Origin of the sequence: Paracoccus aminovorans (genome assembly GCF_001546115.1) — a bacterium.
GTDB lineage: Bacteria > Pseudomonadota > Alphaproteobacteria > Rhodobacterales > Rhodobacteraceae > Paracoccus > Paracoccus aminovorans_B.
On record NZ_KQ955208.1, the window covers coordinates 41,970 to 67,455 of the forward strand.

The 25,486-nt window shown below is 68.2% G+C and carries 23 protein-coding genes and 1 tRNA gene; 14 read left to right on the forward strand and 10 right to left on the reverse strand.

The window, feature by feature from the left end; genetic code table 11:
* Window positions 1-129 precede the first annotated feature (129 nt).
* The 4 genes from purB to ASV56_RS00215 all read left to right on the forward strand — a co-directional run bounded on the left by purB (window position 130) and on the right by ASV56_RS00215 (window position 3,206).
* Window positions 130-1,446, forward strand: a complete 1,317-nt coding sequence (gene purB / locus ASV56_RS00205) for an adenylosuccinate lyase (protein ID WP_062560279.1) — start codon at window positions 130-132, stop codon at window positions 1,444-1,446.
* A gap of 59 nt (window positions 1,447-1,505) precedes the next feature.
* Window positions 1,506-2,546: a flagellar motor switch protein FliG gene (locus ASV56_RS00210; protein WP_062560280.1), complete on the forward strand. Its 1,041-nt coding sequence runs from the start codon at window positions 1,506-1,508 to the stop codon at window positions 2,544-2,546.
* Between the two features lie 117 nt (window positions 2,547-2,663).
* On the forward strand, window positions 2,664-2,807 hold the full coding sequence (locus ASV56_RS23885) for a hypothetical protein (RefSeq protein ID WP_018000006.1): 144 nt from the start codon (window positions 2,664-2,666) through the stop codon (window positions 2,805-2,807).
* Between the two features lie 325 nt (window positions 2,808-3,132).
* Window positions 3,133-3,206, forward strand: a tRNA-Gly gene (locus tag ASV56_RS00215).
* Window positions 3,207-3,320: 114 nt separating this feature from the next.
* Here ASV56_RS00215 and metG read toward each other — a convergent pair.
* Entirely contained in the window at window positions 3,321-5,039 is a 1,719-nt protein-coding gene (metG, locus tag ASV56_RS00220; protein WP_062560281.1) for a methionine--tRNA ligase, read from the reverse strand.
* 342 nt (window positions 5,040-5,381) lie between these two features.
* Window positions 5,382-5,990: a GcrA family cell cycle regulator gene (locus ASV56_RS00225; RefSeq protein WP_062560282.1), complete on the reverse strand. Its 609-nt coding sequence runs from the start codon at window positions 5,988-5,990 to the stop codon at window positions 5,382-5,384.
* A 142-nt stretch (window positions 5,991-6,132) separates the two neighbouring features.
* Here ASV56_RS00225 and ASV56_RS00230 point away from each other — a divergent pair, with 142 nt between their 5' ends.
* From ASV56_RS00230 to argF, 3 genes are all read left to right on the forward strand, one after another.
* Window positions 6,133-6,966 carry an ABC transporter permease gene (locus ASV56_RS00230; RefSeq protein WP_062560283.1) on the forward strand — a complete coding sequence of 278 codons (834 nt, stop codon included), beginning with the start codon at window positions 6,133-6,135 and terminating at the stop codon, window positions 6,964-6,966.
* A 194-nt stretch (window positions 6,967-7,160) separates the two neighbouring features.
* Window positions 7,161-8,333 carry an aspartate aminotransferase family protein gene (locus ASV56_RS00235; RefSeq protein ID WP_062560284.1) on the forward strand — a complete coding sequence of 391 codons (1,173 nt, stop codon included), beginning with the start codon at window positions 7,161-7,163 and terminating at the stop codon, window positions 8,331-8,333.
* Between the two features lie 151 nt (window positions 8,334-8,484).
* Entirely contained in the window at window positions 8,485-9,411 is a 927-nt protein-coding gene (gene argF, locus ASV56_RS00240) for an ornithine carbamoyltransferase (protein ID WP_062560285.1), read from the forward strand.
* Between the two features lie 86 nt (window positions 9,412-9,497).
* Here argF and ASV56_RS00245 read toward each other — a convergent pair whose 3' ends face one another.
* Entirely contained in the window at window positions 9,498-10,925 is a 1,428-nt protein-coding gene (locus ASV56_RS00245; protein ID WP_082724677.1) for an HlyD family type I secretion periplasmic adaptor subunit, read from the reverse strand.
* The gene (locus ASV56_RS00250) at window positions 10,922-12,664 is read right to left on the reverse strand and encodes a type I secretion system permease/ATPase (RefSeq protein WP_062560286.1); all 1,743 of its coding nucleotides are present in this window, start codon (window positions 12,662-12,664) and stop codon (window positions 10,922-10,924) included. The genes ASV56_RS00245 and ASV56_RS00250 overlap by 4 nt, the downstream gene beginning before the upstream one ends.
* A gap of 147 nt (window positions 12,665-12,811) precedes the next feature.
* On the opposite strand from ASV56_RS00250, the gene ASV56_RS00255 reads away from it, so the two are divergent.
* Window positions 12,812-13,519 (forward strand): MlaA family lipoprotein, encoded by a 708-nt coding sequence (locus ASV56_RS00255; RefSeq protein ID WP_062560287.1) that lies wholly within the window; start codon window positions 12,812-12,814, stop codon window positions 13,517-13,519.
* Window positions 13,509-14,105, forward strand: coding sequence for an MlaC/ttg2D family ABC transporter substrate-binding protein (locus ASV56_RS00260; protein WP_062560288.1), 597 nt, complete (start codon window positions 13,509-13,511; stop codon window positions 14,103-14,105). The genes ASV56_RS00255 and ASV56_RS00260 overlap by 11 nt, the downstream gene beginning before the upstream one ends.
* A gap of 116 nt (window positions 14,106-14,221) precedes the next feature.
* Here the strand turns inward: ASV56_RS00260 and ASV56_RS00265 are convergent, their stop codons facing one another.
* Window positions 14,222-16,567: a transglycosylase domain-containing protein gene (locus tag ASV56_RS00265; RefSeq protein ID WP_062560289.1), complete on the reverse strand. Its 2,346-nt coding sequence runs from the start codon at window positions 16,565-16,567 to the stop codon at window positions 14,222-14,224.
* A gap of 253 nt (window positions 16,568-16,820) precedes the next feature.
* Between ASV56_RS00265 and ASV56_RS00270 the strand changes: the two genes are divergently transcribed.
* Entirely contained in the window at window positions 16,821-18,248 is a 1,428-nt protein-coding gene (locus ASV56_RS00270; RefSeq protein ID WP_062560290.1) for an ammonium transporter, read from the forward strand.
* Between the two features lie 63 nt (window positions 18,249-18,311).
* On the opposite strand, the gene ASV56_RS00275 is transcribed toward ASV56_RS00270, so the two are convergent.
* Window positions 18,312-19,313 (reverse strand): polyprenyl synthetase family protein, encoded by a 1,002-nt coding sequence (locus tag ASV56_RS00275; RefSeq protein WP_062562170.1) that lies wholly within the window; start codon window positions 19,311-19,313, stop codon window positions 18,312-18,314.
* 75 nt (window positions 19,314-19,388) lie between these two features.
* Here ASV56_RS00275 and ASV56_RS00280 point away from each other — a divergent pair, with 75 nt between their 5' ends.
* The 3 genes from ASV56_RS00280 (at window position 19,389) to ASV56_RS22360 (ending at window position 20,576) form a co-directional block, all read left to right on the forward strand.
* The gene (locus tag ASV56_RS00280; RefSeq protein WP_018000019.1) at window positions 19,389-19,601 is read left to right on the forward strand and encodes a putative signal transducing protein; all 213 of its coding nucleotides are present in this window, start codon (window positions 19,389-19,391) and stop codon (window positions 19,599-19,601) included.
* Window positions 19,594-20,343: a tRNA1(Val) (adenine(37)-N6)-methyltransferase gene (locus tag ASV56_RS00285; RefSeq protein ID WP_062560291.1), complete on the forward strand. Its 750-nt coding sequence runs from the start codon at window positions 19,594-19,596 to the stop codon at window positions 20,341-20,343. The genes ASV56_RS00280 and ASV56_RS00285 overlap by 8 nt, the downstream gene beginning before the upstream one ends.
* 68 nt (window positions 20,344-20,411) lie before the next feature.
* Window positions 20,412-20,576 (forward strand): YdcH family protein, encoded by a 165-nt coding sequence (locus ASV56_RS22360; RefSeq protein WP_018000021.1) that lies wholly within the window; start codon window positions 20,412-20,414, stop codon window positions 20,574-20,576.
* 95 nt (window positions 20,577-20,671) lie between these two features.
* On the opposite strand, the gene ASV56_RS00290 is transcribed toward ASV56_RS22360, so the two are convergent.
* From ASV56_RS00290 to ASV56_RS00300, 3 genes are all read right to left on the reverse strand, one after another.
* Window positions 20,672-21,397, reverse strand: coding sequence for a beta-ketoacyl-ACP reductase (locus tag ASV56_RS00290; RefSeq protein ID WP_062560292.1), 726 nt, complete (start codon window positions 21,395-21,397; stop codon window positions 20,672-20,674).
* A gap of 86 nt (window positions 21,398-21,483) precedes the next feature.
* Entirely contained in the window at window positions 21,484-22,656 is a 1,173-nt protein-coding gene (locus ASV56_RS00295) for an acetyl-CoA C-acetyltransferase (RefSeq protein WP_062560293.1), read from the reverse strand.
* 791 nt (window positions 22,657-23,447) lie between these two features.
* Window positions 23,448-24,275, reverse strand: a complete 828-nt coding sequence (locus ASV56_RS00300) for an EAL domain-containing protein (RefSeq protein ID WP_062560294.1) — start codon at window positions 24,273-24,275, stop codon at window positions 23,448-23,450.
* A gap of 101 nt (window positions 24,276-24,376) precedes the next feature.
* Between ASV56_RS00300 and ASV56_RS00305 the strand changes: the two genes are divergently transcribed.
* Window positions 24,377-24,952: a DNA-3-methyladenine glycosylase I gene (locus ASV56_RS00305; protein WP_172823711.1), complete on the forward strand. Its 576-nt coding sequence runs from the start codon at window positions 24,377-24,379 to the stop codon at window positions 24,950-24,952.
* Here the strand turns inward: ASV56_RS00305 and ASV56_RS00310 are convergent.
* Window positions 24,930-25,472, reverse strand: coding sequence for a TlpA family protein disulfide reductase (locus ASV56_RS00310; protein WP_062560295.1), 543 nt, complete (start codon window positions 25,470-25,472; stop codon window positions 24,930-24,932). The genes ASV56_RS00305 and ASV56_RS00310 overlap by 23 nt on opposite strands.
* Between the last annotated feature and the right edge of the window lie 14 nt (window positions 25,473-25,486).

The window sequence follows — 25,486 nt, forward strand, 5'->3', positions numbered from 1 at the left end:
AATGGGCTGCGCGATGTTTGCGACCAAACTGCGCCGAAACCGCCCCGCGCGGCGCGATCCCGCGATGGCCCCGCAGTTGCGGCCGGCCCCCCGAGCCACTAGAACCCCGGCAAACACCAGGAGTTTCCGATGATCCCGCGCTATTCCCGCCCCGAAATGGTCGCCATCTGGTCGCCCGAGACCCGCTTCAAGATCTGGTACGAGATCGAGGCGCATGCCTGCGACGCCCAGGCCGACCTGGGCGTGATCCCGCGCGAGAACGCCGAGGCCGTCTGGCGCGCCAAGGACGTGGAATTCAACGTCGCCCGCATCGACGAGATCGAGGCCGTGACCAAGCATGACGTCATCGCCTTCCTGACCCATCTGGCCGAGCATATCGGCAGCGACGAGGCGCGCTTCGTCCACCAGGGCATGACCAGCTCGGACGTGCTCGACACCACGCTGAACGTGCAGCTGGTGCGCGCCGCCGACATCCTGCTGGCCGACATGGACAAGGTCTTGGCCGCGCTGAAGAAACGCGCCTATGAGCACAAGGATACGGTGCGCATCGGCCGCAGCCACGGCATCCACGCCGAGCCGACCACCATGGGCCTGACTTTCGCCCGCTTCTACGCCGAGATGGCGCGCGGCAAGGCCCGGCTGGAGCGCGCGCGCGAGGAAGTCGCAACCGGCGCGATCTCGGGCGCGGTTGGCACCTTCGCCAATATCGACCCGGCGGTCGAGGAGCATGTCTGCGCGAAACTGGGCCTGCGTCCCGAGCCGATCTCGACCCAGGTCATCCCGCGCGACCGCCACGCCATGTTCTTCGCCACGCTGGGCGTGATCGCCAGCTCGATGGAGAATATCGCCATCGAGATCCGCCACATGCAGCGCACCGAAGTGCTTGAGGCCGAAGAATTCTTCAGCCCCGGCCAGAAGGGTTCGTCGGCCATGCCGCACAAGCGCAACCCGGTGCTGACCGAGAATCTGACCGGCCTCGCCCGCCTGGTGCGCATGGCGGTGATCCCGGCGATGGAGAACGTGGCACTGTGGCATGAACGCGACATCAGCCATTCCTCGGTCGAGCGCGGCATCGCGCCCGATGCGACGATCACGCTGGACTTCGCGCTGAACCGCCTGGCCGGCGTCATCGAAAAGCTGGTGGTCTATCCCGAGAACATGCTGAAGAACATGAACAAGTTCAAGGGCCTGGTCATGTCGCAGCGCGTGCTGCTGGCGCTGACCCAGGCCGGCGTCTCGCGCGAGGATGCCTATCGCCTGGTCCAGCGCAACGCCATGAAGGTCTGGGAACAAGGCGCCGATTTCAAGACCGAACTCTTGGCCGATGCCGAGGTGACGGCGGCGCTGTCGCCGGCCGAGATCGAGGAGAAGTTCGACCTCGGCTATCACACCAAGCATGTCGACACGATCTTTTCGCGGGTCTTCGGCGAAACGCCCGCGCATTAACCGCGCGTTCGCATATCTGTGCCAGATTGCCCCCGACGACAGATGAATCGGGGGCAAACATGGGCGTTCCGGCTATCGGCGGGTTGCAACTGACCGCGCGCCAGAAGGCGGCGGTGATCGTTCGGCTGTTGCTTGCCGAAGGCGACGACATCGACCTGGCCCGGCTGCCGCCGGGGCTGCAGACCGACCTGGCGCAGGAAATGGCGCTAATGGGCATCATCGACCGCGACACGCGCAATGCCATCGTGGCGGAATTCTGCGACCGGCTGGAATCGGTCGGCCTGTCCTTTCCGGGCGACATCGACGGCACGCTGGACCTGCTCGACGGTCATCTCTCGCCCGATACCACCGACCGGCTGCGGCGCATGGCGGCGCTGAACGGCGACGGCGATCCCTGGGACCGCATCGCGGTCATGGCGCCGACGCTGCTGGCCGAGCTGGCCCGGACCGAGGCGGTCGAGATCGCGGCGGTGATGTTTTCCAAGCTGCCGGTGCCGCGCGCGGCCGAGGTGTTCGGGTTGCTCGACCCGCAGCTGGCGCGCCAGATCGCCTATGCCATGTCGCTGACCGGCGGTATCGAGGCGGCGGCGCTGCAACGGATCGGCAAGGCGCTGATCCAGGCCGCCGACGCGGTGCCGCAGCCGCCGCTGCAGGGCAAGGCGGGCGAAAAGGTCGGGGCGATCCTGAACTTCTCGCCCTCGACCATGCGCGACAGCGTGCTGGCCGGGCTCGACGACGACGACGCGGGCTTCGCCGGCGAGGTGCGCAAGACCATCTTCACCTGGGCGCATGTGCCACATCGCGTCGATCCGCGCGACATTCCCCGCCTCACGCGCGAGGTGGACAATGCCGTGCTGCTCAAGGCGCTGGCCGGCGCCAGGGGCGACGCGCGCGAGACGGTCGATTTCATCCTGGGCGGCATCTCCAGCCGGCTCGCCGAGTCGATGCGCGAGGAGATGGAGGCGCTCGGCAAGATCTCGGTCCGGGACGCCGAGGCGGCGATGGACGAGGTCGTCGCGACCATCCGCCGGATGGAGGCGGCGGGCGACCTGTTCCTGATCTCGCCCGAGCCCGAAGAGGACGAGCCGCCTGCGACCTGATCTTGCCACGGGAGGCCCGTCGCTGCTAACGGCTTGCCTGACAGGCGGCGCTGGCCTGAAAGCGGGCAATGCCGCGGGCTGGCGGCCGGGTCCCGGACGCGCCATGGAAAGGAAGCCATGACCAATCAGATCGCTATCGTCCTGCTGGTGCTGGTGCTGGCGCTTTTTGCCGCCGACGCGCTGGTGCTGCACTGGAACCTGCCGCTGTTCCTGGGCAAGGAATTCGCCGGGCTGATCGAGTATCTCAGCTTCTGGCGCTAGGCTGATATTTCCCAGATCAAGCGACAGTGCCGCCCATCGGTGGCCAGCTGCGTCTACCCACGTCGCGCGGCGTCCAGATAGCGCCAGAACGCGGCATTGTTTTGTGCTGGTTCAGACCCCGAGTTCGTCGTCTCGGCCGTCAGATCGCCGCGACAACCGCTGTCCGATTTCCGCAAACCGTCCGGCCCCTCCGCCCGAGGCCCAGACCCGGTTCCCGAGGCATTCCGACCCTGCCGGCGAAGCGCGATTGCTCCAACCGCCCTGGCCGAGAATCCGTTTGGTTGGGATTGCACTTGCCTCGCGATCAAGGTAAATGAGACGGCACGCGGGCGTAGCTTAATGGCAAAGCTTCTGGTTCCCAACCAGATGACGAGGGTTCGATTCCCTTCGCCCGCTCCAAATCTCCGCACAATATAGCGATTTGCCCACAGCTCTTGCCAGAGCTGGCGAAGGCGCCGCTGAGAATGCAACGGGTCATGCATTCTCCTGCAGTTCCAGGCCCAACACATTGAATCAGTCGCGGATTCCCTTGAAGCGGTCCTGCCATTCGTCGCGGCTCTCGTCGCTGATCTTGGCGAAAAGCACCTCGGGCACGGTGAAGGCATGGCCCGCGGGCAGCGCCTGCAGCGCGGCGACGACATCGCCGGGCCAGCTGCGGTCCCGGGTCTGCATCGCGGCCAGCATCGCGTCGGCGGCGAAGGGGATGAAGGGGGCCGAGAGAACGGCATAGAGCCGGATCAGGTTCAGGCCCAGGCGGACCTGCATCGCGGCCTTGTCTGGGTCGGTCTTGAAGCTGGACCAGGGCGCGGCGGATTGCAGGTATTCGTTGCCGAGCACCCAGATCGCGCGCAGCTCGGCGGCGGATTTGCGGATCTCGGTATGGTCCATGAAGCCTTCATAGGCACGGATGCGGGTGGTCAGCGCCTCGAGCAGCGCCTCCTCCTCGGGGCCGTAGCTGCCGCCTTCGGGGATGGTCTCGCCGAACTTGCTGCGGCAGAACTTTGTGATGCGGCTGACGAAATTGCCCAGCACGTCCGCCAGGTCCTTGTTCACCGATTGCTGGAAATTGTCCCAGGTGAACTCGCTGTCGCCGGATTCGGGGGCGTGCGACAAGAGCCACCAGCGCCAGTAATCGGCGGGCAGGATCGACAGCGCCTGGTCCATGAACACGCCGCGGCCCTGGCTGGTCGAGAACTGGCCGCCGTCATACGTCAAATAATTGAAGGACTTGATGTAGTCGACCAGCTTCCAGGGCTCGCCTGAGCCGATGATCGTGGCCGGGAAGCTGAGGGTGTGGAAGGGCACGTTGTCCTTGCCCATGAACTGGGTATAGGTCACGTCCTCGGCACCCTCGTCGAGGCGCCACCAGCGGCGCCAGGCGCTGTCGGGCTCGCCCCGCGCATCGGCGCCCTCGGCGGTGGCGGCGATATATTCGATCGGCGCGTCGAACCAGACGTAGAAGACCTTGCCCTCCATCCCCGGCCAGGGCTGGTCGCCCTTTTTCACCGGGATGCCCCAGTCGAGGTCGCGGGTGATGCCGCGGTCCTGCAGCCCGTCGCCGTCGTTCAGCCATTTCCGCGCGATCGAGGTGGTCAGGATCGGCCAGTCGGTCTTGCTGTCAAGCCATTGGGAAATCTGGTCTTTCAGCGCGCGCTGACGCAGATACAAGTGCTTGGTGGCGCGGATTTCCAGGTTGGTGCTGCCGCTGATGGCGCTGCGCGGCTCGATCAGGTCGGTCGGGTCGAGCTGCTTGGTGCAGTTCTCGCACTGGTCGCCGCGGGCCTTGTCATAGCCGCAGTTCGGGCAGGTGCCCTCGATATAGCGGTCGGGCAGGAAGCGGCCGTCGTCGATGGAATAGACCTGCTTTTCCTCGACCTCGGAGATCCAGCCGTTCTCGTCGAGCTTGCCGGCGAAATGCTGGGTCAGGACGTGGTTGCGTTCGCTGGAGGAGCGGCCGAAATGGTCAAAGGACAGGCCGAAGTTGCGGGCGATTTCCGCTTGGATTTCATGCATTTCCGCGCAATAGACCGGCACCGGCTTGCCGGCCTTTTTCGCCGCGAGCTCGGCCGGTGTGCCGTGTTCGTCGGTGGCGCAGATGAACATCACCTCATGGTCGCGGGCGCGCAGGTAGCGGGCATAGAGGTCGGCCGGAAGCTGCGAGCCGACCAGATTGCCGAGGTGCTTGATCCCGTTGATATAGGGGATCGCCGAGGTGATGAGATGCCGGGCCATGTGTCGCGTCCTAAGGGGTCGGCGCCCTGTCTAGCCGCGATGGCGGGCGATGGAAAGTGCGCGCGTTGCAAGCCGGGTGCGCGCAACGGTGCTGGGGGCGATGGGCCGGAAAACCGGGAAAAGCTGGGGTTTCGGGCTGTGCCGGTGGTGCAGCGCGCGTACACCGGCCGTACACCGCGCGTGCACCGCTTCGGCGTCGCGGCGTCGCGGCTTGGGCGGGGCAGGGGGGCTCTGCCCCCCGCGCCTGATGCGCCCCTCGATGGGGCGCGTCAGGCGCTCCCCCCGGGATATTTCTCCAAAAGAGAAAGCCGGGGGCTGTGTCCTGGTGCCGGGCGCCCTGGCTCAGCGGCGGCGGTCGCGGCGCGAGCTCATCGGCTGGAAGGCCACGCCGACATGGGCCTCGCAATAGGGTTTGCCGGGGACCGAGGGCAGGCCGCAGAACCAGAACTTGTCGGTCGCCGGGTCGCCGATCGGCCATTTGCAGGTCCGTTCGGTCAGTTCCATCAGCGTCAGCTTGCGGGCGCGCTTTTCCACCTCGCGCACCGAGGCCAGCGCCTCGGGGCTGATCTCGTTGGCCGAGGGCTGCGGCGGCAGCGGCTGGCCCGAGGGGACCAGCGTGCGGCGGTTGAAGCCGGGCGCGGCCGGCGCTGCGGCCTGTTCCGGCGCGGGATCGGCCGCCGGGGCCGCGGCCCGGGGCTGCGGTGCGGGCTCGGGTGCCGCGGGTTTCGGCGCGGGCTCCGGCGCCGGTGCCGCCGCGACGGCGGGCTTCGGTGCCGGCTCGGGTGCCGCTGCCTCGGCCTCGTCGCTGCGATTCGACAGGCCCAGCCGGTGGACCTTGCCGATCACCGCGTTGCGGGTGACGCCGCCCAGCTCCTTGGCGATCTGGCTGGCCGATTGTCCCTCGGCCCACATGCGTTTCAGCGTCTCGACGCGCTCGTCGGTCCAGGACATGACTTGCCTTTCCTGCACCGGCTGCGGTCCCGGTGCCCTTCGTGTTCACGGCTGCTTCCCGGCTTCAATTCCGCCGGGCCCGGGCTTAAATCCGGGGATAGCCAGATTTACCCGTCCGCCGCCGCAAATTCAAGGAGCGCCGATGCAGCCCACCAAGACCCGCCCCGAGAGCCCCGCCGCGATCCGCCAGATGGGCGTGCGCCGCTTTGGCCGGGTGAACTGGCTGGGGCTTTACACCCTGGCGCGGCGCGAGATCATGCGCTTCATGAATGTCTGGCAGCAGACGGTGCTGGCGCCGCTGATGACCTCGGCCCTGTTCGTGGCGGTTTTTGCCCTGGCGCTGGGCCGCGACCGCGGCGCGGTCATGGGCCTGCCCTATCTGGTCTTCCTGGGGCCGGGCATCCTGATGATGACGGTGATCCAGAACGCCTTCGCCAATACCTCGTCGAGCATCATCTCGGCCAAGATGCAGGGCAATATCGTCGACACGCTGATGCCGCCGCTGTCGGCGACCGAGATCCTGGCCGGCTATCTGATCGGCGCCGTGGTGCGGGCGCTGATCGTCGCCGGCGCCATCGCCGCCGGCATGGCGCTGGTGCTGGGCCAAGGCGTGGCGCATCCGCTCTGGGCGCTGTGCTTCGTCGTGCTGGGTGCGCTGCTGATGGGCGGGCTGGGCCTGCTGGGCGGCATCGTGGCGCAGAAATTCGACCAGATGGCGGCGATCACCAATTTCGTCGTGACGCCGCTGTCGTTCCTGTCCGGCACCTTCTATTCGGTCGAGGCGCTGCCCGAGCCGTTCCGCACGCTGGCGCATTGGAACCCGGTCTTTTACCTGATCGACGGCGCGCGCTACGGCATCGCCGGGGTTTCGGACGCGCCGGTGCTGCGCGGCCTTGCGGTCTGCGGCGGCACCGTGGCGCTGGTGCTGTGGACGGGTTGGCGCTGGCTGGACAGCGGCTATCGCATGAAGCCGTGAAAAGCCGCCGTGAAAAGCCGCCGTGAAAATCCGTTGCACGCCGCGCGCGTCCGCGCTATGCGCTGGGCCATGATCGCATGGACCGCCTTTGCCGCCCGTCCCCGACGTTGATCCTGTCGACGACCGATCCCGCCTGCCTTCCTGACATCACTGGTGCCGCGCCGGGCGCGGCTGTTCCCAGAGAGGACATCCCCATGATTTCGCACGTCCTGCCGACCTATAATCGCGCGCCCATCGCCTTCGAGCGCGGCGAGGGCTCCTGGGCCATCGCCACCGACGGCACGCGATACCTGGACCTGGGCGCGGGCATCGCCGTGAACGCGCTGGGCCATGCCAACCCCGAGCTGGTCGCCGCGCTGACCGCGCAGGCGGGGCGGATCTGGCATGTCTCGAACCTCTACCAGATCCCCGAGCAGGAGCGGCTGGCCGACCTGCTGGTCGAGAATACCTTTGCCGATACGGTCTTCGTTACCAATTCCGGCACCGAGGCGGCCGAACTGGCGATCAAGATGGTGCGCAAATACTGGGACGAGATGAGCGATCCCGAGCGGATCGAGATCCTGACCTTCGAGGGCGCCTTCCACGGCCGCTCGACCGGGGCCATCGCCGCCGCCGGGTCCGAGAAGATGGTCAAGGGCTTCGGCCCGCTGATGCCGGGCTTCCGGCAATTGCCCTGGGGCGACATGGCGGCGCTGGAGGCGGCGATGTCCGAGCGCACCGCCGCCGTCATGCTGGAGCCGGTGCAGGGCGAGGGCGGCATCCGGCCGCTGCCCGATGCCGACCTGCGCCGCATCCGCGCGTTGTGCGACCGGACCGGTGCGCTCTTGGTGCTGGACGAGGTGCAGTCGGGCATGGGCCGGACCGGCAAGCTGTTCGCGCATGAATGGGCCGGGGTGACCCCCGACATCATGATGGTCGCCAAGGGCATCGGCGGCGGCTTTCCGCTGGGCGCGGTGCTGGCGACCGAGGCCGCCGCCGCGGGCATGGCGGCGGGCACGCATGGCTCGACCTATGGCGGCAACCCGCTGGCCTGCGCGGTGGGCGCCCGCGTGATGGAGATCGTGGCCGATCCGGCCTTCTTGGCCGAGGTCAACCGCAAGGCGGCGCTGCTGCGCCAGAAGCTGGAAGGCCTGGTCGCGGCGCATCCCGCGGTGTTCGAAGCCGTGCGCGGCCAGGGGCTGATGCTGGGGCTGAAATGCCGGGTGGCGCCGGGCGATGTGGTCAAGGCCGGCTATGCCGAACATGTGCTGACCGTGGCCGCGGCCGACAATACGCTGCGGCTGCTGCCGCCGCTGACCATCTCGGACGAGGAGATCGCCGAGGCGGTGGCGCGGCTGGACCGGGCGGCCGGGCGGCTGGATGGCTAGCTCGGCCAGGGTCCCGGCCGCGGGCGGCATGATCCGGGCGGCGACGCGGCACCGATGCCTGGCCGGGCGCGCCAAGAAAATCGGGGTCGGACCTTGACCTCGCATCGGCAAAGCGGCTTGCTGGCCGGATCAATCCGAAAGACGTATCACGATGAACAGTTTCCTTGACATCCACACCACCGACAAGGCCGCGCTGCGCGGGATGATCGATTCCGCCCGCCGGATGAAGGATGCCCGCGCCGGACTGCCCAAGGGGACGCCGGATGCCGACCTGCCGCTGAAGAACCGCATGGTGGCGCTGATCTTCGAGAAGCCCTCGACCCGGACCCGGGTCAGCTTCGACCTGGGCGTGCGGCAGATGGGTGGGCAGACCATGGTGCTGTCGGGCAAGGAGATGCAGCTGGGCCATGGCGAGACCATCGCCGACACCGCCCGCGTGCTGTCGCGCTATGTCGACCTGATCATGATCCGCACCTTCGAGGAGGCGACGCTGCTGGAGATGGCGGAATATGCCAGCGTGCCGGTGATCAACGGGCTGACCAACCGCACCCATCCCTGCCAGATCATGGCCGATGTGATGACCTTCGAGGAGCATCGCGGCCCGATCGCCGGGCGCAAGGTGGTCTGGTCGGGCGACGGCAACAATGTCTGCTGCTCGATGATCCATGCGGCGGGGCAGTTCGGCTATGACTTCACCTTTACCGGCCCGCCGACCCTGGACCCCGAGCGCGAGGCGCTGGACTTCGCCCGCGCGCAGGGCGTGCAGGCGGTGATCGAGCGCGATCCGGCCAGGGCGGTCGCGGGGGCAGACCTGGTGGTGACGGATACCTGGGTCTCGATGCACGACCCGCAGTCGGCGCGCGAGCGGCGCCACAACCAGCTGCGCGGCTATCAGGTGAACGAGGCGCTGATGGCGCGGGCCAAGCCCGAGGCGCTGTTCATGCATTGCCTGCCGGCGCATCGCGACGACGAGGTGACGAGCGCGGTCATGGACGGGCCGAATTCGGTCATCTTCGACGAGGCCGAGAACCGGCTGCATGCGCAGAAGGCCGTCATGCGCTGGTGCCTGGGCGTCTGATGTCGCCGGCGGGGGCCTTGCCCCCGCACCCCCAGGATATTTATACAAAAAAGAAGGACGGGGCGCGGCGGGCAGGCCGCGCCTGTTCAGTTCTCGCGGAAGGCGCGGGTGAAATAGTCGCTGAGCGGCTTGACCAGATAGGCCATCGGGCTGCGTTCGCCGGTCTGGATATAGACCTCGGCCGGCATGCCGGGGATCAGCTCCAGCCCCTTGAGCTTTGCCACCTGCTCGGGCGGGATCGTCACCTCGGCGCGGTAATAGGGCACGCGGGTGGCCTGGTCGACCAGCGTGTCGGGCGAGACCCGGCTGAGCGTGCCGTCGATTTCCGGCGTGGTGCGCGAGGAGAAGGACGAGAAGCGCAGCACCACCTGCTGGCCCGGGTGCACCTCGTCGATGTTGATCGGCGCGACATGGGCGGCGACGACCAGCGGCCGGTCCTGCGGGATGATGTACAGGATCGGATCGGCGGCGCGGATCACCGCGCGCGGCGTCGTCACCTGCAGCTCCTGCACCACGCCGCCGACCGGGGCGCGGATTTCCAGCCGTGCGATCTGTTCCACCAGGCCGCGGCGGCGCTCGGCCAGTTCGAGCTCGCGATAGCCGAGGTCGCGCAGCTCGGTCTCGGCCGCCTCGCGGTGGGTGGCGGTCTTTTCCAGCCGCGACAGGTCGATTTCCGACAGCTGGGTCACGGCGCGGGCGCGGGTGGCGATGGTTTCGCCCAGAAGCCCGTCGAGCCGCGCCGCCTCGCGCTCCAGCGCCAGCACGCGCGGCGCCTGCGCCAGGCCCTTTTCCAGCAGCGAGCGCTGGTCGCGCAATTCCTGGGCAATGAAGTCGCGCTGTTTCTGCAGCGCCTGGGACTGGGCGTCGATGCCGCCGATCTGCGACTGCACCTGTTCGGCCTGCTTGGCGAGCTGGCCCAGCGACTGGTCGAGCGTGTCGAGCCGGGCCCGGAACAGGCTTTCCTGGCCCTGCATCAGCGCCTTGAGCTCGGGGCGGCTGGCGGCGGTGCCGACCAGTTCCTCGGGGAAGGTGATCTGCTTGAGGTCGGCGCGCTCGGCCTCGAGCCGGCCGCGGCGGGCGAGGATCTCGAAATACTGGCCCTCGACGATGGCGAGCTCGGTGGCGAGCAGCGTGCCGTCGAGCCGGACCAGCACCTGGCCGGCGCTGACCTTTTCGCCGTCGTGGATCAGGATCTCGGCCACCACGCCGCCGTCCGGGTGCTGGACGACCTGGCGGCGCTGCTCGACCTCGACCTGGCCGGCGGCGACCACGGCGCCGGCGATGCGCGCGGTCCAGGCCCAGAGGCCGAAGCCGCCGAACAGCAGCAGCAGCGTGACCATGCCCAGGATCACCGGGCCGCGCGCCGACCATTCCGGGCGCCGGGGCGGCGCGGGCGGCTGCGGCGCCGGCATCTCGGCGCGGCGGGCGCGGAAATGCGGCGGCGTGGCGGGCGCCGGGTCGTCGGGGCTGCGTTTTTCGACCGGGGCGCGGCCGGTTTCCTGGGGATCGGTCATGTCACGCCTCCGCCCTGGCCCTGGGCCCGCACGATCTGGTCGGCATTCTTGACCAGCGACTTCAGCACCTCGTCGCGCGGCCCGAAGGCGCGGCGCAGGCCCTGGTCCAGCACCAGCAGCAATTCGCATTCGGTGATCGCGGCCGGGCGGTGCGCCATGATGATGACGGCGCCGCCGCGCGCCTTGATGTTGCGGATGGCGAGGTTCAGCGCCGCCGAGCCTTCGTTGTCGAGGTTCGAGTTCGGCTCGTCCAGCACGAAGATCGCCGGCTCGGCGTAAAGCGCGCGCGCCAGGCCGATGCGCTGGATCTGCCCGCCCGAGAGCCGGCCGCCGGTCTGGCTGACCTTGGTGTCATAGCCCTGCGGCAGGTCGAGGATCATGCGATGCGCGGCAGCGGCCGTCGCCGCCGCGACCACGCGCTGCGGGTCGGGCTGCGGCGAGAGTCGGGCGATGTTTTCCGCGATGGTGCCGTCGAACAGCGTCACCTGCTGCGGCAGATAGCCGATCAGCCCGCCCAGCACGTCGGGGTCGTATTGGTCGAGCGTGGCGCCGGCGAGCCGTATCGAGCCGCCGGCGATGGGCCAGGCGCTGATGATCGCGCGCGCCAGCGTGGTCTTGCCGGCGCCCGAAGGGCCGATCACCCCCAGCGCCTGGCCGGGGTTCAGGTCAAAACTGACGCCGCGCAGCGTGGCTGCGCCCTGGCCCGGGGGCACGACGGTCAGGTTGCGCACCTCGAGCTGGGCATCGGGCCGGGGCAGGGGGGTGCGGGCCACCGCGGGCGGGCGGCGCGACAGAAGCTCGGCCAGCCGGGCCCAGCCGTCCTGCGCGCGCTGCACGATGGACCAGCCGCCCACGACCTGCTCGATCGGCGAGAGCGCGCGGCCCATCAGGATGGAGGACGCGATCATCGCGCCCGGCGTCACCTCTTGCCGCAGCACCAGCCAGGCGCCGGCGGCCAGCAGTGCGCTTTGCAGGAACAGCCGGAAGGTGCGGGAAAACACGGTGAATCCGGTGGCGCGGTCGCTGCCGCGCATCGTCGCCTCGGTGGCGCGGTCGCGCGCCTCTTGCCAGCGGGTGAAGGCGGCGGCGCGCATGCCGAGCGAGCCGATCAGCTCGCCCTCGTCGCGGTAGAGGTCGGACATGCGCTCGGCCGACTGGCTGGCGATGGCGGCCTGCTGCAGCGATTCGCGGCTGAGCCACTGGTTCAGCACCGTGGCGACCACCAGGATCAGCAGCCCGGCCGTGGCGACCGCGCCCAGCAGCGGGTGGAAGATGAAGACGGCCGCCAGGAAGAACGGCGCCCAGGGCAGGTCGAAGAGCGCCATCAGCACCGGCGAGCCGATCAGCCGCTGCACCGCCTCGAGGTCGCGCATGCCGCCGCGCACCACCAGCTCGGATCCGGCGGCCTGGCCGTCCTGCAAGGCGGCGGTGAAGACCCGGCCCTCCATCCGCTCCTGGAAGCGGGCGGCGACGCGGGCCATGATGCGGTTGCGCGCCAGGTCGAGCACGCCCATGAGCGCAAACAGGAACACCACCAGCAGGAACAGCGCTGTCAGCGTCTCGACCGAGCGCGAGGCCAGGACGCGGTCATAGACCTGCATCATGAACAGCGGCCCGGTCAGCATCAGCATGTTCACGGCAAAGGAAAACAGCCCGACGAAGGCATAAAGCTGCCAGGCGCGGCCGCGCGCCTTGCCGAGCTCCTGTCGGCCGTCGTGTCGCATCGGCGGCGAAGCCATGCCGGTTCCTTTCCTGATCGTCCGGCCGGGGTTGCCCGGCGTTGTCGCTGCGCTTATCCCAACTCTACGCATCAGAACAGATCGTATTCCCGATGCGCGGGAATCGGCCTGACGCCCAAGGACTAGCAACGGAAGGTTAGCAAAAGATTGAGCCCCTGGATCCTTCTTGCCGCAAGCCTGGGCCTGGCCGCCTGTTCAGCGCAGCCCCCGGGCCAGATCGCCGATCCGCTGGAGCCGGTGAACCGCCGGGTGCATGCGTTTAACAAGGGCGTCGACACGCATCTGGTCAAGCGGGTCAGCGGCGGAACCTCGGGCGGGGGAACCGGAGAAGCCGTTCAGGCGATTGGGAATTTCGGCGCGAACCTGGCGCTGCCGGGCAAGGCGGTGAACCATCTGCTGCAAGGCAAGCCGGCGCCGGCGGTGCGCACCACCTTCCGCTTCCTGGTGAACTCGACCCTGGGGCTCGCGGGCTTCCTGGACCCTGCCGGCCAGGATTTCGCCCTGCCCGAGGAGGACACCGACTTCGGCCAGACGCTGGCGGTCTGGGGGGTGGGCGAGGGCGCCTATCTGGAGCTGCCGCTGATCGGGCCGTCGAGCACCCGCGACGCAGCGGGCCGGGTTGTCGATATCGTGATCGACCCGATGCGCGGCTGGCTGAACCGCGACCAGTACCTGATCGGCATGGGCGCGCGGGTGGTCTCAAAAGCCGGTGAGCGGGGGCGTTTCAGCGATTCCGTCGATAGCGTCCTTTATGAAAGTGCCGATAGTTATGCCCAGACGCGGCTTATCTGGTCCCAGCATCGCCGCCATGAACTCGGACAGGAAGGAGAGGCCATTGACCCTTATGCCGAATGAGACCCGCCGCGGATTCCTGGGGCTGATCGGGGCCGGGCTGGCCTGCGCCGCGACGCCGGCCTGGGCGCTGGACACCGGCCAGGCCAAGGCGCTGATCCAGCAATCGCTGGACGAGGTCTATGCCGTCATCAACTCGGGCCGGCCGCCGGCGCAGATGTATCGCGAATTCGAGGCGATTTTCGCGCGCTATGCCGATGTGGACATCATCGCCCGCTCGGCCTTGGGGCCGGCGGCCCGCGCGGCCGCGCCGGCCGAATTCGCCGCCTACAAGCAGGCCTTCCAGGGCTATATCGGCCGCAAATACGGCAAGCGCTTCCGCGAGTTCATCGGCTCGAAGATCGAGGTCACCGGCGCGAAGCCAGTCAAATCCTTCTTCGCCGTAACCTCGACCGCCTATCTGAAAGGCCGCAGCCCGATGGAGGTGGAATGGCACGTCTCGGACAAGTCCGGGAAAAGCCGCTATTTCAACATCATCATCGAGGGGGTGAACATGCTCGCCTCGGAACGGGCCGAGATCGGCGCGCTGCTGGCGCGGCGCAAGGGCGACCTGGCCGGGCTGACCGCGGACCTGCAACAGGCGGGCTGAACCGGGGCGCCGCGCAGGCCGCTTCTTTGCTCTTCAAATACCCACAGGGGCGGTGCAACCCGCACCGACCGCGCCGGTAAGGCAAAAAGGCCGGCCCCTCGGGACCGGCCTTTTCGTCATTGCTGATAGACACCGTCGATGCCGCGCAGGGCCTGGGTCAGCGGGTCGTCGGGCGGCAGGCCCTCGGCCGGCATCTCGGCCTCGGGGCCCGAGGTGATGGTCTCGGCCGGGAAGGTCGGCGGGCCGCCGGGCGCCTGGGTGCCCGGATCGGGCAGGACGCGGCCGCCGGCGTGGTCCTGCGGCACCGTCCCGGGCGCGGTCTGGCCCTGCGGCTGCGGCTGGCCCAGCGCCTCGGACAGCGCGGCGGCCAGCGGATCGCCGGTGCCGGCATCGTCCGAGCTGACCACCTGCGGCACGGCGCCGTTCGGGTCGAAGGCGAAATTGCCCAGCGGCTCGACCGGCAGGCCGTCGTGGATCTCGGTCATCACCGCCTGCCAGATCTCGGCTGGCAGACCGCCGCCGGTCACGCCCTTCAGCGGCTTGTTGTCGTCGTAGCCCATCCAGACCCCGGTCACATATTGCCCGGTGAAGCCGATGAACCAGGCGTCGCGATAGCTCGAGGTGGTGCCGGTCTTGCCCGCCGCCGGCCGGCCCTTCAGCCGGGCGCGGGTGCCGGTGCCATGCTCGATCACCTGCTGCATCATGCCGATCAGCTCGCCCGCCGCCTTTTGCGAAATCACGCGCTGGCCCATGCCGCCGGCCTGGCCGATCAGCGCCTGGTCGTCGCCCTTGATGCGCAGCTCCTGCAGGCCATAGGGCGCGACGGCAGTGCCGCCGTTGCGGATGCCGGCATAGGCGGCGGTCATGTTCAAAAGCGTCGCATCCGACACGCCGAGGCCCAGCGACGGCCCCGAGGCCAGTTCGTCCGAGACGCCGAAGTCGCGCGCCACCCGGCGCACCGCGTCGCGGCCGGCGATTTCCTGCAGCCGGATCGTCGCGGTGTTCAGCGATTGCGCCAGGGCGCGGGTCAGCGTCACCTCGCCGGAATAGCGCCGGGTATAGTTCTGCGGCGACCACGGTCCCGAGCCGCGCACGTTGATGGTCAGGGGCGCGTCCAGCACCATGTCGTTCGGACCATAGCCCTGGTCCAGCGCCGCGGCATAGACGAAGGGCTTGAAGCTGGACCCGGTCTGGCGCTTGGCCTGGGTCGCGCGGTTGAAGGTGCCGGCGACGGTATTGTCGCGCCCGCCGATCATCGCCCGCACCGCGCCGTCGGGCGACATCACCACCACCGCCGCCTGCGCCTTGGAGCCCTTGGAAATCTTTTCGTCGAAGACCCGCTGCAAGGCGCGTTCGGCCGCGCGCTGCACGCGCTGGTCGAAGGTGGTCTTGATGGTCACGTCCTCAGTCGTCTCGCTGGTCAGGAAGCCGGGGCCGGATTCCATCACCCAATCGGCGAAATAGCCGCCCGCCCGCGCCGCTGCCGCCTTGGAGAGCACGGCGGGATGCGCCTTGGCCTCGGCATATTGCGCATCGTCCAGGAAGCGCTGCTCGTGCATCAGCCCCAGGATCACCGTGGCGCGGTCCTGCGCCCGTTGCAGGTTCGAGGTTGGGGCGAAATAGCTGGGCGCCTTCAGCAGGCCGGCCAGCATCGCCGCCTCGGGCGCGGTCACCTCCGCCGCCGACTTGTCGAAATAGCGCTGCGCCGCCGCCTCGAAGCCGCGCGCCCCAGCGCCGAGATACGAGCGGTTCATGTAGATGTTGAGGATGTCCTCTTTCGAATATTTCGCCTCCATGGCGATGGCGTAGGGGACTTCCTTGACCTTGCGCCAGATCGAGGACTTGCGGCACTCGGCCTCGAACTCGGCCTCGGATTTCCAGCGGATCGGGTCGAAGGTCTCGCCCAGGCACAGGAGTTTCGCGACCTGCTGGGTGATGGTCGAGCCGCCGTTGCCCTCCAGCGGGCCGCGGCCGGCGGCCATGTTGATGCGGACGGCCGAGGCGATGCCGCGCGGCGAGACGCCGAAATGCTGGTAGAAGCGCTTGTCCTCGGTCGCGACCACGGCGTTCTTCAGCACCGGGGCGATCTTGTCGGCGCTGACCATGCCGAAAGTTTCGCCACGCCAGGCGAAGGTGCGGCCCTCGCTGTCCAGCATGGTGACCGAACCGCGGGCACGGCCGTCGAACAGCGCCGAAGCCTCGGGCAGGGTGGTGTAGAAATAGAAGGTCGCGGCGGCGAGAATCAGCGCAACCGTCAGCCCGAGCCGCCAGAACGAGCCCCAGACCACCCGCCAGACCAGGGTGACGAAGCCGGCGATTCCCCGCGTCACCACATTGCCGCGGCGCGGCCTGCGCGGCGGCTTGCCGCCCGATGCGGGCCGCCGTTTTGGCTGTTTCTGAGGGGCTTGGTCGAAATTCCGCTTGTCCGCGGTGATGCGGCCCTTGCCGGTCGGTGTCTTCATGCCTGCTATCCTGCCCGGCCGAGTGCTCCGGCCATTTGGCGCGGACCATACAGCAAAGCCCCGGGGTTGAGAACCGCGATGACCGATCAGTGAACTGCCGCGAGCACGCGCAAACCCCGGCAGGATTGCGCAAAATCCGGGCAGACCCTGACCGGCGCCGGCGGGAAGCTGCACAAACCTTGTGCCCGGGCCGCGGCGCTGCGCCTTCTGGCCGGGACGGAACTGCCGCGATGCAGAAAGAAGGTGCAGCACGATGACGAGACCTTTTGCGATCAAGCCGCTGATCCCGGCGCTGGCCCTGACCGGGCTGGCCTGGCCCGCCCTGGCGCAGGACGCCGCCGCCCCCGCGGCGGCCGAGACCATCGCGCCCATCGTCGACAAGGGCGACACCACTTGGATGATGGTCTCGGCCATCCTGGTGATGATGATGACCGTGCCGGGGCTGGCGCTGTTCTATGGCGGGCTGGTGCGGTCGAAGAACATGCTCTCGGTGCTGATGCAGGTCTTCACCGTCTTCTGCGTCATGGCGCTGCTCTGGGTTGCTTTCGGCTATTCGCTGGCCTTCACCGGCGCCGGTTCGGCCGAGGATGCCACCGCGCTGACCCCGTTCATCGGCGGGCTGTCGAAGGCGTTCCTGGCCGGCGTCAGCACCTCGTCGCTGGCCGAGACCTTTACCACCAACGTCTTCGTGCCGGAATATGTCTTCGTCATCTTCCAGATGGCCTTTGCCTGCATCGCGCCGGCGCTGATCGTCGGCGCCACGGTCGAGCGGATGAAGTTCCCGGCGATCCTGATGTTCGTGGTGATCTGGTTCTTCTTCAGCTACCTGCCGATGGCGCATATGGTCTGGTGGTGGGGCGGTCCCTCGGCCTATGACGCGCCGGCGGGCTTCCTGTTCGGCCATGGCGATCTGGACTTCGCCGGCGGCACGGTCATCCACATCAACGCCGGCATCGCGGGCCTGGTCGCCGCCATCGTCGTCGGCCCGCGCCTGGGCTATGGCAAGGAGCTGATGGCGCCGCACAACCTGCCCTTTACCCTGCTGGGCGGCTGCCTGCTGTGGATCGGCTGGTTCGGCTTCAACGCCGGCTCGAACATGGAGGCCACCGGCACCGCCGCGCTGGCGATCCTGAACACCACCGTCGCCACCGCCGCCGCCGGGCTGGCCTGGGCCTTTGGCGAGTGGATCTTTCGCGGCCACCCGTCGCTTCTGGGCGGGGTCTCGGGGGCGGTCGCGGGGCTGGTCGGCATCACCCCCGCCGCCGGCTTCGTCGGCCCGATGGGCGCCATCGTCATCGGCCTGGCCGCCGGCTTCCTGTGCATGTGGTTCGTGATCTCGCTGAAGGGCAAGCTGGGGATCGACGAAAGCCTGGACGTCTTCGGCATCCACGGCGTGGGCGGCATCGTCGGCGCCATCCTGACCGGCGTCTTCGCGGCGCCCGCGCTGGGCGGATCGGGCGTGTTCGACTATGCCAGCGGCGCGGTCGCACCGGATTACAGCATCGCCGGCCAGGTCACGACGCAGCTGCTGGGCGTGGTCGTGGCGGTGGTCTGGTCGGGCGTGGTGTCCTTCGTCGCGCTGATGATCGTCAAGGCCGTGGTCGGGCTGCGGGTGCCGGCGAATGACGAGCGGCAGGGCCTGGACGTCACCACCCACGGCGAGAACGCCTATAACAGCTGAGGGCCGTTCAAGGCGCAGCGAAAAGCCCCGCGCAAGCGGGGCTTTTTTCATGTTCCGAAAGGGTCAGGACAGGCGCGAGACGACGAAATCCGCCAGGTCCGACAGGATGGCGCGCAGCGGCCGGTCCGGCGCCGCGGCCAGCGCCGCCTTGGCGCGGCCGGCCCAGGCGATGGCATCCGCCCGCGCCGCCGCCAGCGCGCCGCGGCGCTTGAGGATGTCCAGCGCGGCTTCCAGGTCGCCGTCCTGCTGGTCGCCCTTGGCGATGGTGCGCTCCCAGAAGGCGCGCTCGGTGGCGTCGGCGGCCGCGATGGCCTTGATGACCGGCAGGGTCAGCTTGCGCTCGCGGAAATCGTCGCCGACGTTCTTGCCGATGGTGGTGGTCGAGCCGCCATAGTCCAGCAGATCGTCCACGATCTGGAAGGCGATCCCCAGCGCGTCGCCGTAATCGAACAACGCCTGCTGCACCGCCGGATCGGCGCCCGAGACCACCGTCCCGGCCTCGGTCGCGGCGGAAAACAGCGCCGCGGTCTTGCCGCGCACGATCTGGATATAGGTGTCTTCCGAGGTCGCGATGTCCTGCGCGGCGGTCAGCTGCAGCACCTCGCCCTCGGCGATGGTGGCGCTGGCATTGGCGAGGATGCGCATGACCTGCATGCTGCCGGTGTCGGCCATCAGCTGGAAGCTGCGCGCGAACAGATAGTCGCCGACCAGCACCGAGGACTTGTTGTCCCACAACAGGTTCGCCGTCGGCCGCCCGCGCCGCTGGGCGCTTTCATCGACCACGTCGTCATGCAAAAGCGTCGCGGTATGGATGAATTCGACCGCCGCGGCCAGCAGGATGTGGCTCTCGCCCTGATAGTCGCAAAGCCGGGACGCGGCCAGCACCAGCATCGGCCGCAGCCGCTTGCCGCCGGCCTCGACCAGATGCGCGGTCACCTCGGGGATGCGGGGCGCGTGGCGGCTGGCCATGCGCTCGCGGATCAGCGCGTTCACCCGGTCCATGTCGCCGGCGAGTTCCGCCGACAGCCGGTCGAGCGGCTTCGAGACGTTTTCCTTCATGCCCATCTGCATCCCCTTTCGCCGCAAGGCATTGCCATGCCATGGACACAGGCGCAACAGCCGCGTAGCTTTTCGGCCATCATGAAAGAGCTTCTGCGCACCACCGACCCGCTGCTGATCACCCGGGTCGCCGACCTGCTGGCGGCCGAGGGCATCGTCTCGTTTCCGCTGGACCAGCACATGAGCGTGCTGGAAGGCTCGCTGGGCATCCTGCCGCGCCGGCTGATGGTGGCGGACCGCGACCTGTTCATGGCGCGCGCCATCCTGCGCGACAACCGCATCCATCATGAATGAGACGCGCGAGGACGGCTTCCTGGGCGGTCGGCTGCGATTCGCCCAGCCGGCGCGCGGCTATCGCGCCGGGGCGGATGCGGTGATGCTGGCGGCGGCCTGCCCGGCGCGGCCGGGGCAGGCGGTGCTGGAGCTGGGCTGCGGGGCAGGGGTGGCGCTGCTGTGCCTGGGCGCGCGGGTGCCCGAACTGCGGCTGAGCGGGCTGGAGCTGCAGCCCGATTACGCGGCGCTGGCGCGGCGGAATGCGGCCGCGAACGGGCTTTCGGCCGAGATCCACGAGGGCGACCTGGCGCATATGCCGGCGGCGCTGCGGGCGCAGGGCTTCGACCATGTCATCGCCAATCCGCCCTATTTCCTGGCCGGCTCGGTCGCGCCCGAGACGGGGCGCGGCACCGCCCGGCACGAGGCGACGCCGCTGCCCGACTGGATCACCGCCGGACTGCGGCGGTTGCACCCCGGCGGCTGGCTGACGCTGATCCAGCGCGCCGACCGGCTGGCCGAGATTCTGGCGGCGCTGGCGCCCGGCGCGGGGTCGATCACGATTCTGCCAGTCGCGGCCCGGGCGGGGGCGCCGGCGGGGCGGGTGATCCTGACCGCCCGCAAGGGCGCGCGCGGCCCGCTGCGCCTGCTAAGCCCCTTCGTCATGCACGCAAAACCGTCACATTCGGAGGACGCCGAGGACCTGACGCGCCCCGCGCAGGACGTGCTGCGGCATGGCGCCGCGCTCAACCTGGGGGATAGGTAATTTTCGGTGACAATGTGACGAATCTGTGCTGCAATCCACGGGTTCGATCAATCCAAGAGGAGGACGGAATGTCGGTTGAATCCCATGTCCAGGAGCTTCGCCGCAAACACCAGTCGCTTTCAAACGCCATCGAGGCTGCGCATCGCAGCCCGGCGACGGATGACCTCGCCATCGCTCAGATGAAAAAGGAAAAACTGCGCCTCAAGGAAGAGATCACGCGCCTGTCGCACTAGCTGCGCCGGGGTAGGCCCGGCCCACCCAGGGCTTTGACGGATAAACGGAAAACGGCCCGCGATCATCGCGGGCCGTTGCCATTCCAGGGACCGGTTCAGACGAAGAACTGGCCGCCGTTCGCGCTGATGGTCGAGCCGGTGATGAAGCCCGCGTCGTCCGAGGCCAGGAACACCACGCAGCGCGCGATCTCCTCGGGCTCGCCCAGGCGGCCGACGGGGATCTGGGGGATGATGCGTTCGTTCAGGACCTTCTCGTCGATGGCGCGCACCATTTCGGTGCCGATATAGCCCGGGCAGATCGCGTTCACGGTGATGCCGGCGCGCGCGCCCTCTTGCGCCAGGGCCTTGGTGAAGCCCAGGTCGCCCGCCTTGGCTGCCGAATAGTTCGCCTGGCCGGCCTGGCCCTTTTGCCCGTTGATCGAGCTGATGTTGACGATGCGGCCGAACTTGCGGTCGCGCATGCCGGTCCAGACCGGATGGGTCATGTTGAACAGCCCGGTCAGGTTGGTGTCGATGACCTCTTTCCACTGCTGGGCGGTCATCTTGTGGAACATCGCGTCCCGGGTGATGCCGGCGTTGTTGACCAGCACCGCGATCGGGCCCAGCTCCTCCTCGACCTGTTTGATGCCGGCGGCGCAGGCGTCGTAATCGGCGACCGACCATTTATAGGTCTTGATGCCGGTTTCCTCGGTAAAGGCCCGGGCGGCGTCGTCATTGCCGGCATAGTTGGCGGCAACGGTATAGCCCGCGTCCTTCAAGGCCTTCGAGATCGCCGCGCCGATGCCACGCGAACCGCCGGTCACAAGAGCCACTTTTGCCATTTCTTCCCCCTTTTAAAATGGTCGTGAAATTGTGTTACCGAACGAGGCCGGTGCGCGCAAGATCATTGCGCGCACCTTTTTTCGGCTCAGCGCTCGAGGCAGAGCGCCACGCCCATGCCGCCGCCGATGCACAGCGTCGCCAGGCCCTTCTTGGCATCGCGGCGCTGCATCTCGAACAAGAGCGTGTTCAGGATGCGCGCGCCCGAGGCGCCGATCGGGTGGCCGATGGCGATGGCGCCGCCGTTGACGTTGACGATGGCCGGGTCCCAGCCCATGTCGCGGTTGACGGCGATGGCCTGGGCGGCAAAGGCCTCGTTCGCCTCGACCAGGTCCAGGTCGCCGACCGCCCAGCCGGCCCGCTCCAGCGCCCTGCGGCTGGCCGGGATCGGGCCGGTGCCCATGATCTGCGGATCAACGCCGGCGGTCGCGTAGGAGGCGATGCGCGCAAGCGGCGTCAGGCCGCGGCGATTGGCCTCGTCCTCGGTCATCACCAGCACGGCGGCGGCGCCGTCGTTCAGGCCCGAGGCGTTGCCGGCGGTCACGGTGCCTTCCTTGCTGAAGGCGGGGCGCAGCTTCTCCATCGCCTCCAGCGTGGCGCCGTGGCGGATGTATTCGTCGGCGTCGACCGTGGTGTCGCCTTTGCGGGTCTTGATCGTCACCGGCACGATTTCATCGGCGAACTTGCCGGCCTTCTGCGCGGCCTCGGCCTTGTTCTGCGAGGCGACGGCGAATTCGTCCTGCTCGGCCCGGGTGATGCCCCATTTCGTCGCCACGTTCTCGGCCGTGGTGCCCATGTGATAGTCGTGGAAGGCGTCCCAGAGCCCGTCCTTGATCATGGTGTCGAGCAGTTTCATGTCGCCCATCTTCTGCCCGGCGCGGATATAGCCGGCATGGGGCGACAGCGACATGGATTCCTGGCCGCCCGCCGCGACCACGGTGGCGTCGCCCAGAAGCACCTGCTGCGCCGCCAGCGCGACCGAGCGCAGGCCCGAGCCGCAGACCTGGTTCAGCACCCAGGCGGCCGAGCCCTGCGGATAGCCGGCCTTGATATGCGCCTGGCGGCCGGGGTTCTGGCCCTGGCCGGCGGTCAGCACCTGGCCGAGGATGGTTTCGGACACTTCGGCGGGGTCGATGCCGGCCCGTTCGACGATGGCCTTCAGGACGATTGCGCCGAGTTCATGCGCCGGCAGGTTTGCATAGGACCCGAGGAAACTGCCCACGGGGGTGCGGGCGGCGGATACGATTACGGCTTTTGTCATGACAGGCTCCTTCCCTGATGCCCGAAAAGATCGGTAACAGGGGAACTGTTTGCCGTTTCGTTCCGTGGCGTCAAGCGGACTTACCGGAAGGACGGCCGGGTCGGACCGCAGAAAATGCCGCCTTGCGCGCCGCGCGGCGGTGTCGGGACCGATGGGGCGCCGCCCAGCCGGCGGCGTGTTGCGCCGATACCAGGCGCCGAACGGTCTTGAGATCTTCGGCTCGGGCGGTGGTGCGCCGAAGCGCGCCCGTGGTTCCGCATGCGGCGCCGGTGCGCCGCGGTCACCATGCTTGTGTCTGAGGGACGCGGCGGTTCTCAGCCATGGAGCGTGACGTGATCCGTTCCTTCTTGGAAAAGGGGTCGAACTGCCGGCTCACTCCGCAGAACACCCCGCACCCGCCATTCTTGCGCCCGGCCCGAGCCGTCGCCCACCAGCCAGCCGACCCCAGACGACGGCCACCATTCGCGCGCCCGCGCGACTCCGTGGGATGATGCTGGACGGCCAGCTTTACGCCGCGTCGCCACCATTCGCGCGCTCGCGGGACTACGCCAGCCAGCAGTGACACCGGCACAGCGCCACCATCCGCGCGCGCCCGAGCCCGTGTGTCGCAGCACCTGTCCGGTGGGGCAGGCGCTTCTCTTCGGGTCGTCCATCGATGCCGTGCGACATGAACAGCACAGATGATCTCGGGCCCGCATTCTCAGGCCCACACGCGGGCGATGCTTGCCGACCAGGAACCGACCTTGCGAAACGGGCCGGGGCCCGCTCGTGCGGAACGAAGCCCCCGCCGCCTAGCTGCGCCGGGCGGCCGAGTTCGGGGATTTCCATGGCGGCACGATGGTCGGGGCGCCGAAGTAATAGCCCTGCAGACAGTCGATGCCCATGTCGATCAGGAAGGCGGCGTCATCCGCCGTCTCGACCGATTCCGCCACGGTGAACATGTCGAAGTGATGGGCGATGGATTGCAGCGCCCGGGTCAGCACTTGGTTGTCGCGCTGGCTGGCGATCTCGCGGATGAACTGGCCGTCGATCTTGATCATGTCGAAGCAGAAGTCGCGCAGATAACGGAACGAGGTATAGCCCGCGCCGAAATCGTCCAGCGCGAAGCTGACGCCATGCGATTGCAGTTCCTGCATGAAGCGGCCGACCAGTTCCGGCAGGCCCATGGCCGAGCTTTCGGTGATCTCCAGGATCAGCCTTTCGCCGATGCGGTCATCCTCGGCCAGGCCGGCGCGCAGGGTGCGCAGCCAGGCCGGATAGCCGATCGAGCGCGCCGACATGTTGATCGACAGCCGCAGCGAGGGCTCCTCGGCCAGGGATTTCAGCCCCAGCGACAGCGACAGGCAGTCGATCTGGCGCCCGAGTTCGGTGGTTTCGGCCAGCGGCATGAAATCGCGCAAGGGCACGATGCGGCCGGTTTCGTCGATGATCCGGATCAGTCCCTCGTGAAAGGCCGCGTGTTTCGGGCGATCCGCCTGCACCACCGGCTGATAGGCCAGCACCGCATCCCCGCGCGAGACTGCGCGGCGCACCGCGGCCATGGTCACGCGCGCCTGCTGGTCGACCGCGAAATCCAGCGGGGAACCCAAATCCGGTTGCGAATCTATGTTGTCGGTCATGCCAAGACTCCTGTCATCGGCGGAAGTCTGGCGATCATCTCCTAAGATCGCGTAAACTCGAGATGCTTTCTCGACTCAAGGTTAACGGAGCCCTGCCTGCCATGACTGAACGCTGCGCCTGGTGCGGGACCGATCCGCTGTATGTCGCCTATCACGACCAGGAATGGGGCGTGCCGGAACGCGACCCGCGCGCGCTGTGGGAAAAGCTGGTGCTGGACGGGTTCCAGGCCGGGCTCAGCTGGATCACCATCCTGCGCAAGCGCGACGCCTTCCGCGAGACCTTCGAGGGTTTCGACCCCGAGCGCGTCGCCGCCTGGGGCGCACCGCAGATCGAATCGGCGTTAACGAATCCCGGCATCATCCGCCATCGCGGCAAGATCGAGGCGACGGTCAAGGGCGCGCGGCTGTTTCTGGAGATCGAATCGGCCGAGGGCTTCACGCCCTTCATCTGGTCCTTCACCGGCGGCCGCACCATCCAGAACACCTTCGCCAGCATGGCCGAGGTCCCCGCCAAAACGCCCGAATCCGAATCCATGGCCAAGGCCTTGAAAAAGCGCGGCTTCAACTTCTGCGGCCCGGTGATCACCTATGCCTTCATGCAGGCCTGCGGGCTGGTCAACGACCACATGACCAGCTGTCCCTGCCACGCAAGGGTCAAGGCGTTGTCGCCTGCCTGACCAGCTCCCGGGCGGTGTCCGAGGCCCAGTCGGCGCCGCCCATCAGCCGGGCGATCTCGTTGCCGTCGCGGTCGATCAGCACCGTCACCGGCATGCCCATCACCCCCATCTCGCGCGCCAGCGCCTGGCGCGGGTCCAGCCGCACCGGCAGGTTGGTGACCCCGGCCTCGGCCAGGAACTTGCTGATCGCCGGCGCCGGATTGTGACCCGAAGCGATGGCCACGACCTGGAAATCCTCGCCGCCCATCTGGGCCTGCAGGGCATCCAGCGAGGGCATCTCCTCGCGGCAGGGCGCGCACCAGGTCGCCCAGAAGTTCAGCAGCACCACCTTGCCCTGGTAATCGGCCAGCGCATGGGTGCCGCCCTCGGGGTCGGTGAATGCGGTCGCGGGCACCGGGGTCGGATCGGTCCGTTGCAGCTTGGCAAGCCCGCCGTCATGTGCGGCCTGCCAGTCGATTTCGCCCGCCCATCCGGCGTTTGCACCAAGCAGCAGCGCCGTATAAAGAACCAGCCAACGCATTCCACCCCCCGAAG

Coding starts and splice junctions, on each gene's coding strand:
- purB (WP_062560279.1), top strand. CDS start 130: ATGATCCCGCGCTATTCCCGCCCCGAAATGGTCGCCATCTGGTCGCCC.
- ASV56_RS00210 (WP_062560280.1), top strand. CDS start 1,506: ATGGGCGTTCCGGCTATCGGCGGGTTGCAACTGACCGCGCGCCAGAAG.
- ASV56_RS23885 (WP_018000006.1), top strand. CDS start 2,664: ATGACCAATCAGATCGCTATCGTCCTGCTGGTGCTGGTGCTGGCGCTT.
- metG (WP_062560281.1), bottom strand. CDS start 5,039: ATGGCCCGGCATCTCATCACCTCGGCGATCCCCTATATCAACGGGATC.
- ASV56_RS00225 (WP_062560282.1), bottom strand. CDS start 5,990: ATGTCCTGGACCGACGAGCGCGTCGAGACGCTGAAACGCATGTGGGCC.
- ASV56_RS00230 (WP_062560283.1), top strand. CDS start 6,133: ATGCAGCCCACCAAGACCCGCCCCGAGAGCCCCGCCGCGATCCGCCAG.
- ASV56_RS00235 (WP_062560284.1), top strand. CDS start 7,161: ATGATTTCGCACGTCCTGCCGACCTATAATCGCGCGCCCATCGCCTTC.
- argF (WP_062560285.1), top strand. CDS start 8,485: ATGAACAGTTTCCTTGACATCCACACCACCGACAAGGCCGCGCTGCGC.
- ASV56_RS00245 (WP_082724677.1), bottom strand. CDS start 10,925: ATGACCGATCCCCAGGAAACCGGCCGCGCCCCGGTCGAAAAACGCAGC.
- ASV56_RS00250 (WP_062560286.1), bottom strand. CDS start 12,664: ATGGCTTCGCCGCCGATGCGACACGACGGCCGACAGGAGCTCGGCAAG.
- ASV56_RS00260 (WP_062560288.1), top strand. CDS start 13,509: ATGCCGAATGAGACCCGCCGCGGATTCCTGGGGCTGATCGGGGCCGGG.
- ASV56_RS00265 (WP_062560289.1), bottom strand. CDS start 16,567: ATGAAGACACCGACCGGCAAGGGCCGCATCACCGCGGACAAGCGGAAT.
- ASV56_RS00270 (WP_062560290.1), top strand. CDS start 16,821: ATGACGAGACCTTTTGCGATCAAGCCGCTGATCCCGGCGCTGGCCCTG.
- ASV56_RS00275 (WP_062562170.1), bottom strand. CDS start 19,313: ATGGGCATGAAGGAAAACGTCTCGAAGCCGCTCGACCGGCTGTCGGCG.
- ASV56_RS00280 (WP_018000019.1), top strand. CDS start 19,389: ATGAAAGAGCTTCTGCGCACCACCGACCCGCTGCTGATCACCCGGGTC.
- ASV56_RS00285 (WP_062560291.1), top strand. CDS start 19,594: ATGAATGAGACGCGCGAGGACGGCTTCCTGGGCGGTCGGCTGCGATTC.
- ASV56_RS22360 (WP_018000021.1), top strand. CDS start 20,412: ATGTCGGTTGAATCCCATGTCCAGGAGCTTCGCCGCAAACACCAGTCG.
- ASV56_RS00290 (WP_062560292.1), bottom strand. CDS start 21,397: ATGGCAAAAGTGGCTCTTGTGACCGGCGGTTCGCGTGGCATCGGCGCG.
- ASV56_RS00295 (WP_062560293.1), bottom strand. CDS start 22,656: ATGACAAAAGCCGTAATCGTATCCGCCGCCCGCACCCCCGTGGGCAGT.
- ASV56_RS00300 (WP_062560294.1), bottom strand. CDS start 24,275: ATGACCGACAACATAGATTCGCAACCGGATTTGGGTTCCCCGCTGGAT.
- ASV56_RS00305 (WP_172823711.1), top strand. CDS start 24,377: ATGACTGAACGCTGCGCCTGGTGCGGGACCGATCCGCTGTATGTCGCC.
- ASV56_RS00310 (WP_062560295.1), bottom strand. CDS start 25,472: ATGCGTTGGCTGGTTCTTTATACGGCGCTGCTGCTTGGTGCAAACGCC.